13 protein-coding genes are annotated in these 12,621 nt (G+C 35.4%); 2 read left to right on the forward strand and 11 right to left on the reverse strand.

Features of this window, described 5'->3' with window-relative positions:
• Positions 1-161: 161 nt before the first annotated feature.
• The 8 genes from panC to J3U27_RS05570 form a co-directional block, all read right to left on the reverse strand.
• Complete coding sequence (panC, locus tag J3U27_RS05535; protein WP_267377033.1) at positions 162-1,007, reverse strand: pantoate--beta-alanine ligase; 846 nt, start codon at positions 1,005-1,007, stop codon at positions 162-164.
• A gap of 18 nt (positions 1,008-1,025) precedes the next feature.
• Complete coding sequence (gene panB / locus J3U27_RS05540) at positions 1,026-1,868, reverse strand: 3-methyl-2-oxobutanoate hydroxymethyltransferase (protein WP_065563502.1); 843 nt, start codon at positions 1,866-1,868, stop codon at positions 1,026-1,028.
• Positions 1,865-2,710 (reverse strand): Rossmann-like and DUF2520 domain-containing protein, encoded by an 846-nt coding sequence (locus J3U27_RS05545; protein WP_267377034.1) that lies wholly within the window; start codon positions 2,708-2,710, stop codon positions 1,865-1,867. Before J3U27_RS05545 ends, panB begins: the two co-directional genes overlap by 4 nt.
• 400 nt (positions 2,711-3,110) lie before the next feature.
• Entirely contained in the window at positions 3,111-3,419 is a 309-nt protein-coding gene (locus J3U27_RS05550) for a hypothetical protein (protein ID WP_267336902.1), read from the reverse strand.
• A gap of 139 nt (positions 3,420-3,558) precedes the next feature.
• Positions 3,559-4,077, reverse strand: coding sequence for a hypothetical protein (locus J3U27_RS05555; protein WP_267342900.1), 519 nt, complete (start codon positions 4,075-4,077; stop codon positions 3,559-3,561).
• Between the two features lie 709 nt (positions 4,078-4,786).
• On the reverse strand, positions 4,787-6,238 hold the full coding sequence (locus J3U27_RS05560) for a hypothetical protein (protein WP_267377035.1): 1,452 nt from the start codon (positions 6,236-6,238) through the stop codon (positions 4,787-4,789).
• Between the two features lie 281 nt (positions 6,239-6,519).
• Positions 6,520-6,978 carry a DNA polymerase III subunit chi gene (locus tag J3U27_RS05565; RefSeq protein ID WP_065734189.1) on the reverse strand — a complete coding sequence of 153 codons (459 nt, stop codon included), beginning with the start codon at positions 6,976-6,978 and terminating at the stop codon, positions 6,520-6,522.
• Positions 6,979-6,986: 8 nt separating this feature from the next.
• Positions 6,987-8,465: a leucyl aminopeptidase gene (locus tag J3U27_RS05570; protein WP_267377036.1), complete on the reverse strand. Its 1,479-nt coding sequence runs from the start codon at positions 8,463-8,465 to the stop codon at positions 6,987-6,989.
• A gap of 138 nt (positions 8,466-8,603) precedes the next feature.
• On the opposite strand from J3U27_RS05570, the gene lptF reads away from it, so the two are divergent.
• Together lptF and lptG are read left to right on the forward strand one after the other, a co-directional pair.
• Positions 8,604-9,707, forward strand: coding sequence for an LPS export ABC transporter permease LptF (lptF, locus tag J3U27_RS05575; RefSeq protein ID WP_267342904.1), 1,104 nt, complete (start codon positions 8,604-8,606; stop codon positions 9,705-9,707).
• Between the two features lie 10 nt (positions 9,708-9,717).
• On the forward strand, positions 9,718-10,782 hold the full coding sequence (gene lptG / locus J3U27_RS05580) for an LPS export ABC transporter permease LptG (RefSeq protein WP_220226138.1): 1,065 nt from the start codon (positions 9,718-9,720) through the stop codon (positions 10,780-10,782).
• 191 nt (positions 10,783-10,973) lie between these two features.
• Here the strand turns inward: lptG and msrB are convergent, their stop codons facing one another.
• The 3 genes from msrB to msrA are packed head-to-tail and all read right to left on the reverse strand — an operon-like array spanning position 10,974 to position 12,540.
• Positions 10,974-11,411, reverse strand: coding sequence for a peptide-methionine (R)-S-oxide reductase MsrB (msrB, locus tag J3U27_RS05585; RefSeq protein ID WP_065734192.1), 438 nt, complete (start codon positions 11,409-11,411; stop codon positions 10,974-10,976).
• Between the two features lie 53 nt (positions 11,412-11,464).
• Positions 11,465-11,989 (reverse strand): cytochrome b, encoded by a 525-nt coding sequence (locus J3U27_RS05590; protein WP_267330283.1) that lies wholly within the window; start codon positions 11,987-11,989, stop codon positions 11,465-11,467.
• A 2-nt stretch (positions 11,990-11,991) separates the two neighbouring features.
• Entirely contained in the window at positions 11,992-12,540 is a 549-nt protein-coding gene (gene msrA, locus J3U27_RS05595; protein ID WP_065562499.1) for a peptide-methionine (S)-S-oxide reductase MsrA, read from the reverse strand.
• Between the last annotated feature and the right edge of the window lie 81 nt (positions 12,541-12,621).

Raw genomic sequence — 12,621 nt, forward strand, 5'->3', positions numbered from 1 at the left:
TCAAGGCATAAAAATGGCTATTATTCTACAGTAAAAAGACATAACAATAAATTGCTAGACGAATAAAGTCGTTGATTAAATCGATTTTCCTAGACGATAGGAATATGGTAAACAAAAGATCGCTTGTCGATAAGCGATCTTTTATCTCAATAAATGGATTGTTAATGATGATAAATAAAATTATCGATCAATCTAGTTTTACCAATATAAACCGCTAAAGCGCATAGACTATCTTGCTTTAATACATCAACATTGGTTAACGTTGCAAAATCAACAAATTCAATATAGTCAATTTTAGCTAATGGTTCATTATTTATCACGTTTTGCATGGCCTTCAAGATGGTCGCAACTGATTTTTCACCCGCTTTGATCATTTGCTTAGCCTGTTCAATTGAACGATATAAGCAAATAGCGGCTAGGCGTTCTTGTTCAGACAAATAGCTATTGCGCGAACTTTTAGCCAGTCCATCACTTTCACGCACAATCGGGCAACCAATAATTTCGATGGGAATATTGAGATCTTGTACCATTCGTTGAATGACGGCTAATTGTTGCGCATCTTTTTGTCCAAAATAGGCACGATCAGGTTGAGTAATATTAAATAGTTTGGTGACAACTGTACAAACACCTTTAAAATGTCCTGGTCGCTTTTTTCCACAAAGCGCATCAGTTAAACCATTAACATTGACATAGCTATTGAAATTCGCATCATACATTTCATCGGCGGACGGACAAAAAATCAAATCAACGCCCATTTGCTGACAGGCTTTTTTATCTCTTTCTAAATCACGCGGATAGCTAGCTAGGTCCTCTTTAGGACCAAACTGCATTGGATTAACAAATATTGTAACAATCACTCTTTGATTATCTTTTTTAGCACTAGCCATTAAGCTTTGATGACCTTCATGCAGATAACCCATGGTCGGCACTAAACCAATACTTTCGTCATTGTTACGCCATGATTTAACCTGATCGCGGACTTCATCGATAGTGGTTATAACTTTCATGTTTATTATCCTTCCAAGCTAGTTTGAAAATTCAGATTTGAGTTTGGTCATGATCTCATCATCAATAGCAAACTCATGAATAGGTGCAGGGAATTGTTGCTGTTTAACTTCTTGGCAATAATCCGCAAATGCCTGTTTCATTTGATCACCCATTGGGGCAAAAGATTTAACAAATTTGGACGATACACCATCATACATAGATAACATATCTTGATAGACTAAAACTTGCCCATCACAACCATGACCAGCGCCAATCCCAATAGTAGGAACGCTAACAAGTTCAGTTATAAATTTAGCTAAATCAGCAGGTACACATTCGAGTAAAATTGCCGCAGCGCCTGCCTGTTCAACAGCTAAAGCATCTAAAATAATCGCTTTTGCTGCTTGATAATTTTTACCTTGTACTTTGTAACCACCCAATGCTAATACTGATTGCGGCATTAAGCCAATATGGGCAATGACAGGAATTGAGGCTTGAGCGATCATCTTAATATGCTCACAAAATGCTTGTCCACCTTCAAGCTTCACCGCCTGAGCATTCCCTTCTTGTATCAATCGTCCAGCATTATGCACGGCATCATAAACAGATGCATGGTAAGACATAAACGGTAAATCGGTTACAACCAATGCTTTTTTAGCGCCTCTGGCCACGGCTTTAGAGTGATGGATCATATCGTCCATAGTGACTGATACTGTGCTTTCATAACCCAGCATAACCATACCTAATGAATCACCCACTAATAAACAGTCGACACCGCTATCATCCATCAATTTTGCTGTCGTATAGTCATACGCGGTTAGCATGGTGATCTTTTCTTGATTTTGTTTGCGTTGTTGTAAAGTCAAAATTGTATTTTTCAAGGTAACAGCTCCATTTCTAATTGATGATAATCCCTATCCGGATGTTTTTGACGACTGATATTAACTAATATTGTCGATAGTTGTTGATATAACGGTTTAATATCATTCGGTAAGTTGGCAAGATGTTGTTTTATCGTTTTGATATCATTTCGTTCAACAGGACCTGTTAATGCTTCGATTGGTCCTACATTACAAATATTTTTAGCATTATCTAAAAACAGTGTATGCCATGCTTGTTGGCAAAAACTGCTATCTAATCCACATTTTTCTAGCATATCACTGCCCACTTGAGCTAAGGCGACTACATGATTACTCAACATCACACAAGCTGCATGATAAAGCGCTTTATGTTCTGCTGATAATATCGCTATCGGATTACTCAAAGGCGACAATAATTTTTGTAATGCCGGTAATAGCGTTGGATCAGCTTCTAAAGTAAAAGATATTTTTTCCATGCTTTTATAGCTGGTAAAACGATCGTAGATAGCCGATAAAGGATGGAAAGAAAACGAGAGTGGATGAACAGTTTGTTGAATGGTGAATATTTGTGAAGTTAGTAAACCACTGCAATGACCAATCCATTTATCATTGATAGGTAACTGACTAAGTGACTGCCAAACCAGACTAATTTGACTATCTGGTACCGTTAAAAAGAGACAATCACAATTATCAACTATGCTTGGTAACGTTAAATAGGTTTTGCTCTCTGTAAAATCACTTGCGATTTTCGCTTGGTCCACATTACGACTATAAAAACCAGCAACTTGTAAGCCATTGTGTTTAAAATATTTAGCCAGCGTACAACCTACTTTACCCGCACCGATAAAACCAATATTCATCATAAATAACAAAATTTAAACAAAGCGGCATTATAGCCTAATTTGATTGAGATTCAATTTTTAACCCAAAAACAAGATAAGATTCAAGAACTACTCACTAATTAAACCTCAAAAACCCCGCTCCTCAACTTTTTTTCTCATCAATTTTAAAAAGCAATATATGCGATTCAGCAAGAACTACTCGCTAATTAAACCTCAAAAACCCCGCTCCTCAACTTTTTTTTATTAATTTTAAAAAGCCATACACGCGATTGATAAAGATTAATAATAATCTGGAAAAGTTAAATATCGTCATCCCTGAATTATCATAATGCAATCCTATAAATAATAGATAACATATAATTTATTATTCTTTCCCAAATTATTTGCACATCTTTTTGATGAATTTGCATCTTCTTTTTTCTTAATCTTTTTTATCTTTCCTGTTTTCTGAATTAAGTTGTTTTTTACGTTTATCTTCTTCCAATTTTTTCTTTTGTTTTGATTCTTGTAGGTTTTTGAAAATATGATAAAAAATGACACCAACAGCCATGACGAATAGAAAAAAGATAAATATAGAAGGATCATCTCCATCGCCACCCCTTGAAGGGTGTCTAGAGGAATAATGCGTATGAATTCGTGGGGTATAATAACTTCTGTAAGCCCTAATCCCATACGCATTTTGTATCAGAGTAATAAAAAAAACTAAAGCTACTATTATTTTCGTTTTCATTATTTGTACATCCTTGTAAAGACCAAATTATCCTTAATCCAATCAATCTTAATCTTTTGATTATTTGATACTAAAAATCCTTTTAATTCTAAATACAATGCATCTTTCTACAACAAAAAAACGCAAAAGGAAGTTAAATTCAAGGTACACGTTTACAAGTAGCTTCAATATTAAATTCCATAAAGGTTCTTCTTGGATCACAATGTTCGTATTTTGTAAATGAACTCTCTTTTAATTCATCTTTTGAAATAAACTTATACTCAATTTCAGTTATAATATTATTGATTTGATCTATCGATTCACATTCAATTGCACCATTGAGTTTTGCGTAGTTATCATCAGGAGAAATAGGCGCAATAAACGCATAATATTTTGTTTCTACTTCGAACCCTTCTTCCTGTTTCTTAATAAACGCTACATAACCTGTATTATTGAGTGTATAAGATTGTATTCCTTTCAATTTTGAGTCGTAATAATGATAGCTTGTACCGCGACTATCGTCGACTTTACAATCCCAAGTTCCTTCTAGCATTTCAGCAGTAACTTTTTGTCGCTCTTGACAACCAACTAGAGTCAATAATGATATTGATAGCACCAATAAATTTTTAAACATTTTACTTCCTGTATAGAATTGGCTATTGTCTATTATAACAAACAATTTAATAAATTCTTCATTAATTTAATAAGTTAAACATAGCGACAATATTATTCATAGTTGTAATTTACATACAATAAAGCTTTGCCAACCTTCGACTAAGGTCTTTTTATAATTTGTGATGCTGATAGGATTTTGAAATTTTATTGAGCAGATTTTCCAGCTCCTGATGCTGTCTTTATATAGTATTACTGATGCTAAAACTATCTTGCCACATCAGATATAGCCATTCCTTGTAATAATAAATTTATTGATAACAACCTTATTTTTATAAATTTAAGAACATAAAATTAGGATGGTTTTTAGGTTAAATCTAGCTTCTTTGTAGGTTTTATATCTTTATCGTGCTTGCGATTTTTATTGTTCTTCAATGGGGACAACGTCAATAATATCGCGATATACGCCAGTAAATTCAGAGTATTGCTCTTGTATTGTATTTAATATTCCACTGTTATTTTACAAAATTAAAAATACAACTTTGCGCCTTAATAAAGTTTGCATAATTAGGTAGTCAAGCATCCTGAAAGCGATGGTGAGATACGCGTTGGTATATAGACTTTTTACAAAAAGCAAAGCAGAAGAATTACAAATTCAATAAGGCCGAGTTTGTGAGTGGATTAATGGTTATACAAAGAAAACAGATTGTGAGATTAGCTATAAAAAAACCTTATAACAAAAATTCCTATAAGGTTTTTTTACTCAACAACGATGATTACCAAGCCACACAACTGCTTAAGAAATTATTGAAAGTATCGACTCTGAAACCAACAACGCCGGTACCTGATTCAACTACGTAATGATTATCGGGGCTATGGACGGTCGCAGCCCAATAATATGCGTCACCATAATCACTATCATAAACTATCCAATCACTATCCGGATAATATTCCCTGGTTACCTTACCCCATTCAGAGAATAAACCGCCAATCCATTCGGTAGTCGCACTGTTTCGGTAGCTAATCTTCCTTCGGTAAATTTCGCCAACCCCCGGTACTCCATTTTCCCAGTTAATTTGGTTGCCTGATGCGTCGACAGTACGATTAGAGTTTGTAAAATCCCATACTGCCGGTAGATTGTATCTACCATTTAAGGTGTTACAACGATCAGAACTAGCAACCCAACTTTCGGAAGGACCATCCGGGAAGGCGATCATCCAGCGTTGAATAAAAAATGAATAAAATGCATGAGTTTTGTTGCGATCGGCGTACAATTTAAAAATTGAAGGTACAAAAGTACCACCATTGGTTGCAGCTGAAGGCCCTTTTAAGGTCACTCGCAATTTTCCGTTATGCTCACTTAAGGCTAAATGTACCCCAGTTCCACCAAGAGATGAAACGTTAGTACCATTGATATCGATAACTTCAGCAACACTTAAGCCAGCAAGTTTAAGGTCGAAAAATAAGTTGTTAGATCCAATCGTTGGAAAATTGTTTCCCGGATTATCGGTATCATTTATCGTAAAGCCCTTACCTCTAACCCAAGTGTTATCTACATCACCTTCATTGTTAATATTCGGTTGTGCATAACAAAATTTAACCCCAGAAGCGACTTTCGGGTACATATAATAAGCGTGTTGTTCGCCGATAAAAGAACTTTGGTTAGGAATACCATATTGCGTGCTGATCGTGCCATTGTCAGCAGATATCAATAACTTAAAAGGGGCATCACAAGGATCTAATACAGCATTTTGATTATTTTTAACAAAATTGGTTAGATCATTACCGTCACCGTCAGTCCAGTTTACCAGTAAATCGCCAGTTATTACCGGGTTATTATCGCCGTCATCATCACCCCAAAAATTAGAATTGAGGATGACATCTTGAATCGGTAGTCGAGGGTAATTCGCGTTTTGCGAAGGCAATGTGACGATAGTTTTTATATCGGAGAATTTGACATCTTCGTTATCAAATTTAATCGGATGTTCAGTCGATGAGGTATCAGTATGCGCAGTGATTTCTTCACCATTGGGTAATGTGATTGACAACAAAGGGGATAGATACTCCGATTTGGTTTGTCCATTATCAAATGATACATAAGGTGGGTAACCTTCGATACTTTTTAAGGTGGATACCGAGATTGACGTAGCTGAATTAGATATAGTAAGCAAGCCTAAAGTTGATAGTAATATCTTTTTCTTTTTAAGAAGAAAATTGTATTTGAACATATTTTAGTCCTTTTTTGTTACAACTTGTTTTTTATTGTTTTTTTTATTGTATTTTGATCTTTCCTGATCTTTTCGAGAGTATAAATTAAAGATATTTGTTAATCAATTTGTTATACCTATCGTATTAGTCAGAGAAAATTAATCTTGGATATTTTTTGAACACAATCTTGAGGATTTGGATTTAACGCTACAGTGATGAAGAGAAACTACATAAATATTACAGGTATAATCGACTCAACTACTGGAATTCCCCATCTCTTTTACTGATAAATCTAGCAATGCTAGCTAATTAAGATCGGAATGGTTTTAAGATTAAAGCCTGCTTGTTTATAGGTTTTATACCTTTCACGGGCTAGCGATTTTTGTTGTTCTTCGATGGGGACAAAGTCAATAATATCGCGGTATACACCAGCAAATTCAGGGTATTGCTCTTGTAGATTGATAAGTAAGTGACGTGAACCATTGCTACTGCGCTTTTGTGGCCAACAGATTTCGACAGGTGATCCGCTTTTCAGGCCTTCGCCAGCTAGATTATGGGGAACAAAATTTTCAGTATCGAGTTGCCATAAATATTCATCAATACGTTCAGCTTGAGCTTGATCTTGACAGGCCACTAACACACGTTGCCGATTTTGCCATGCTTCAACAATTTTTTCACACGCTAGCTTTTCTTTGAATAAAACCCCGGCTTCATTGGCTGGGGTTGGGTTTTCAAGTAGATAAAATATCACTTTTTTCATGTGTTTACTCATTTTTGGTTAAGTAAGTATTGAATTAACATCGCGACTGGTCTGCCTGTAGCACCTTTGTTTGCACCCGATTTCCAAGCTGTTCCTGCAATATCAAGATGTGCCCATTGGTATTTTTCAGTAAAGCGAGATAGGAAACAAGCGGCTGTAATCGTTCCTCCATCTCGACCACCAGCATTGACAATGTCAGCGCAGGTTGATTTGATTTGTTCTTGGAAATCACTATCAATCGGTAATGACCACGCTTTGTCTCCTGCTTGATTTGAGGAATTTACCAATTGTTCAGTAAGCTCTGCGTTATTACCCATCACGCCAGTGTAATGATGACCGAGTGCAATGATACAAGCACCAGTAAGTGTAGCAATATCAATCACAGTCTTGGGTTGGAAACGTTCAACATAAGTTAAAGCATCGCATAATACTAAACGACCTTCTGCATCGGTATTAATGATTTCAACGGTGGTGCCCGACATGGTGGTTAAGATATCACCAGGACGGTATGAATTACCATCTGGCATATTTTCACAACCAGCCATCACGCCAACTACGTTGATAGGTAGTTTTAATTCAGCCACAGCTTGCATTACACCAAACACAGTGGCGGCACCGCACATATCATATTTCATTTCATCCATACCGGCTGATGGTTTGATGGATATGCCTCCTGAATCGAAGGTTAATCCTTTACCAACTAATACATATGGTTTGGCTTTTTTGTCTTTGGCACCATGATATTCTATGACCGTCATAATTGATTCGTTGGCTGAGCCTCGTCCAACCGCTAAATAAGCGTTCATGTTGAGTTTAGCAAGCTCTTTTTCACCTAAGCATGTCACTTTCAAGCTTGAATGCTGTTTACCTAAACTTTTGCCCTGCTCTGCTAAGTATTTAGCATTGCCGATGTTAGATGGCATGTTGGCAATGTTTTTGGTACTGACAATAGCATTTGCAATAATTTGTCCTTGCGATAATTGACTTTCTACATGCTTGATTGTTTTTTTATCGCTATAAAGTAGCGTTACTTTTTGTAAGCTTGGTTTTTCTGATTTTGTTGATTTGAATTGGTCAAAACTATAGGTTAATTCGCTAGTAATTTGTGGTAGTTGTTTAGCAATTTCACCACTTATTGCAGGATTTAGAGTCAGAATGTCCCAACTTATATTTTTAACTTGTTTTGTTATTAACTCTTTTGTAGCTGCTTGTATCATTTTTTTTGCAGCGTTAATATCAAAATGTTTTGCTTGGCCACACCCTACAACTAATATTTTCGGAGAATTCGGGCAAGCGTATAAAAAGGTGGTTTTACCTAATTCGCAGTTAATGTCACCTGACTTGATCAGCTGACTAATCATACCCTTGGTTAATTCATCTATATCCTTGATTAAACTAGTTTGTTTCTTGCCTAATTGGACAGTTACCACTAAACATTCTTCTTTTTGTAATGTGATTAATGAGCTGTTTTTGATTGAGTATTTCATAGCGTTCTCTTGTAAGATTTTTATGGTGAATAGTAACATTTTATCGGTTCATTAAACGATAGCAACAAAAAGATAACGAAACAACGCAAATCAGATTATAATAGTGCGATTTGATAAAACGGATAGATAGGTAAAAAAGTGATAATTCGCCGATATTTAATTAAAGAGACGATGAAAACACAAGGTGCAATACTGTTTATTTTATTGCTAATTTTCTTTTCTCAAAAATTAATCAGAATTTTATCCAGCGCTATTGATGGCAGTATTCCACGTGATTTGATTATGCCACTTTTAGTGTTAGGTGTGTCGAATATGGCTGATCTTATTTTGCCACTAAGTCTGTTTTTAGGTGTGCTTGTTACCTTTGGTCGGCTTTATTCGGACAGCGAGATGGTCGCAATGCATGCATGTGGGATTAAGAGAAGACTTAACTATCAGGTTGTGCTATTTCTGTGTGTGATCACCTGTATATTCACAGCACTCAATAGCCTTTGGTTTGGGCCTTGGTCTAGCGTGAGACAAGATCAGCTAGTCGAAAATGCCAAGATCAATCCAAGTTTAGCCGGTTTATTAGCTGGCCAATTTCAACAAACACCTGATGGCAACTCGGTAATTTATATTGGTAATGTTGATCATAATAAGCTAGATAACGTATTTATAGCCCAAATCAATCCGAAAAATGCTCAACGCCCTTCTATTATTATTGCTAATAAAGGGAAAACTGAAGAAGATAAAGATGGTAATCAAATCATCACACTTGAAAATGCAAATCGTTATGAAGGCACGGCACAATTAAAAGATTTTAGAATTTCAAATTTTCATAACTATTTAGGTATTATTAAACCTAAGGAGCTAGAAAGCAATGTTGATGATGATAAAGTGGATGTTCAGCAATTAGGATTGCTTGAGCTTCGTGAAAATCCAACACCGAAGGCTAATGCTGAATTTTATTGGCGATTGACGTTGATAATTTCGGTTCCTTTGATGGCTTTTTTAGTGATTCCATTGAGTGTGTCAAATCCAAGACAAGGAAGGCTTGCACAAATTTTACCAGCGTTACTGCTTTATTTAGTCTATTTTTTACTTTCTAGTTCGGTTAAAGCTAATGCTGGTAAAGGTCGCTTAGATCCCGCTTTGTGGTTTTATCTGATTAATCTAGGGTATTTTGTTCTGGCTTTGATTTTAAATTGTTGGGATAACTTATTTATGCGTAAACTTCGTTTAAAATTTATTGCGTCTTAAGGGGATAACGATGTTTTCGATTTTAGATCGCTATATTGGTAAAACTATTTTAAATACCATTGGCATTTGCTTATTTTTATTAATTAGTTTGTCAGGAATTATTCGTTTTATTGACCAACTTAGAAAAATCAAAGTTGATTATGATGCCTTGTCAGTTGGTTTTTATTCTTTGCTAATGGTACCTAAAGATATAGAAATATTTTTCCCTATGGCAGCACTTTTAGGCGGGTTAATCGGTTTAGGGATTTTAGCTTCAAGAAGCGAGCTTATTGTGATGGAAACTTCAGGCTTTAGCCGTTTTAAAATTGCATTAGCTGTGATGAAAACTGCTCTCCCTTTAGTGCTTATAACAATGGCAATTGGTGAATGGGTTGCTCCTATCAGTGAACAAACCGCTCGTAATATGCGCTCAGAAAAGCTTTATGGTAATTCTTTATTAGCTCAACAAGGTAGTTTATGGGCGAAAGATGGTAATGATTATATCTATATCGACCATGTTAATAATGATAGTTCTATCTCAAATATTGATATTTATAAAGTTGATAAAAATAAATTACTATCGATTACTCATGCTGATAGCGGAGTGTTTGAAAATGGAAGTTGGACGTTATCACAAATCGAGATGAATGATTTAACCAATCCACAACAAATAACTGGCACAAACTCACTTACTATGCAATGGAAAACTAATATCACACCTGATAAGTTGAGTATTGTAGCTTTTGACCCTGATTCATTGTCAGCATCAGGACTCTATCAATATTCGCAATATTTGAAAAATTCGGGCCAAGATACAAAATATTATGATTTGTTATTTTGGAAAAAGCTGATTAAACCCGTTTCAGTTGCAGTGATGTTGTTGTTGGCCTTATCTTTCATTTTTGGACCATTACGAAGTGTATCTATGGGTATTAGGGTGATTATAGGTATTACTTTTGGCTTTATCTTTTATATCGCCGATAATCTTTTTGCTCAAGCCAGTATTGTGATGGGTATTTACCCTATCGTTGGCTCCATGATAACTAGCTTTGTGTTTTTGTTAATCAGTTATATTTTATTTAAAAGAAAAAATTAAATTATAGCTTTGATCTCCTACGATATTGGCATATAAACTTGATAAGTTATATGCCAATTTCATCCGCAATATTCTTCAAAATTTCCTTTACGTATACCAATTAAGTTAAACAATGATTTTGTAGGCTTCAGGCTAAGGTTGATTGGTTTAGTTCGCACCCTTTATTTAAATAAAGGATGCGTAAGATTAATTTATTTAAACAATTTTAAGTAGTCGCCATAGCCTTGAGCTTCTAATTCTTCTTTTGGTATGAACTTTAGCGCTGCTGAGTTGATACAGTAGCGCAATCCTCCTAAAGCTGCGGGCCCATCATTAAATACATGACCAAGATGTGAATCAGCTTCTAATGAGCGGACTTCTATCCTACGCATTCCATGGCTGTTATCTTCCTTTTCAACAATTTGTTGCTGTTTAATCGGTTTAGAGAAACTTGGCCAACCACAGCCTGAATCAAACTTATCTAGTGAGGTAAACAGTGGTTCACCAGAGACGATATCAACGTAGATCCCATCGCGGTGGTTAGCGTTATATTGATTATCAAATGGAGGTTCTGTACCATTTTGCTGCGTAACATGATATTGCATTGGTGTTAGTGCTGATATAGCTTTATCTTTCATTGATTTGTTCATGTTGTATCTGCCTCACGTTATAAATGTGATATAAATAAACGTTTAAATTTGTGTTAATCATTGCTACTTAACATTGATTGCAATACTTTATCTTTAACCCAAAAATAGTGGTACAACGCACCTAATACATGAAATATAACTAAAATAGCTAGTACATAAGAACTAATCAAATGTAATGAATGAAACATTTGGTGATATGGCATATCAATAGCAGGGATCGATATTAAACCAAATATATTAAGGTCCCTTCCACTCATTAAATACCCCGATAATGGCGTAATTAGCAGTAAAAGGTAGATCACTCCTTGAGTGGATTTTGACAAAATTCGTTGCAGTTTTTTGTCTTTCGGTAAGACATCAGGCACACCTTGACTGCGGATCACCATAATTCGCCATATTGTTAATAGCAAAACAAGCACTCCAAAGGATTTATGTAATAAATAGACTATTGCCATTCCACCTAATATATGTGACATTGTCACTTTAATTAAAAGGAGCATGGTTACTATTATGACAAGTAAAGCCGATGTCCAATGAATCCATTTTTGTTTACTGCTATATTGCGGGTACTTTTGCATATTTACTCACTTTTGGTTGTTGACTTATCTTGCCAGTTATCTGCAATAAAATTAGCTCGTCCAGATAATTGATAATAACGGTTATAATTTTCTGGCTGTTTTTTATAGTAATCTTGGTGATACGCTTCGGCGGGATAAAATATTGCTGCCGGTTCTATAGCAACATCAATCGGATGATTAAATCGTTTGCTTTCTTCAAGCGCTTGTTTAGATGCGATCGCTTGCTGTTGTTGTAATTTGTTATGATAAAATATTACTGGACGATAAGAATCGCCACGATCGGCAAATTGTCCTTGCGAATCTGTCGGGTCAATTTGTTGCCAAAAAATATCCAGTAATTTTTTATAGCTGATCATCGTTGGATCAAAGGTAATTTGCACCGCTTCTGTATGGCCTGTGTTGCCTTGGCAAACTTGTTGATAAGTTGGATTTTCCGTATGACCACCAGTGTAACCTGAGATCACATTAATAACGCCTTCATATTTGTCGAAAGGTTTTACCATACACCAGAAACATCCACCTGCAAATGTTGCTTGTTCATATTGTTGCATAAAAACCTCCAATTAACTTACATTAACAGAAACGATCTTTATAAAAAATACAACACTTACTTTGCTTTTTAAATGATGTGT

This window comes from Gilliamella sp. B2911, assembly GCF_026536965.1.
Taxonomy (GTDB): domain Bacteria; phylum Pseudomonadota; class Gammaproteobacteria; order Enterobacterales; family Orbaceae; genus Gilliamella; species Gilliamella apicola_E.

Coding starts and splice junctions, on each gene's coding strand:
- panC (WP_267377033.1), bottom strand. CDS start 1,007: ATGAAAGTTATAACCACTATCGATGAAGTCCGCGATCAGGTTAAATCA.
- J3U27_RS05545 (WP_267377034.1), bottom strand. CDS start 2,710: ATGATGAATATTGGTTTTATCGGTGCGGGTAAAGTAGGTTGTACGCTG.
- J3U27_RS05550 (WP_267336902.1), bottom strand. CDS start 3,419: ATGAAAACGAAAATAATAGTAGCTTTAGTTTTTTTTATTACTCTGATA.
- J3U27_RS05560 (WP_267377035.1), bottom strand. CDS start 6,238: ATGTTCAAATACAATTTTCTTCTTAAAAAGAAAAAGATATTACTATCA.
- J3U27_RS05565 (WP_065734189.1), bottom strand. CDS start 6,978: ATGAAAAAAGTGATATTTTATCTACTTGAAAACCCAACCCCAGCCAAT.
- J3U27_RS05570 (WP_267377036.1), bottom strand. CDS start 8,465: ATGAAATACTCAATCAAAAACAGCTCATTAATCACATTACAAAAAGAA.
- lptG (WP_220226138.1), top strand. CDS start 9,718: ATGTTTTCGATTTTAGATCGCTATATTGGTAAAACTATTTTAAATACC.
- msrB (WP_065734192.1), bottom strand. CDS start 11,411: ATGAACAAATCAATGAAAGATAAAGCTATATCAGCACTAACACCAATG.
- J3U27_RS05590 (WP_267330283.1), bottom strand. CDS start 11,989: ATGCAAAAGTACCCGCAATATAGCAGTAAACAAAAATGGATTCATTGG.
- msrA (WP_065562499.1), bottom strand. CDS start 12,540: ATGCAACAATATGAACAAGCAACATTTGCAGGTGGATGTTTCTGGTGT.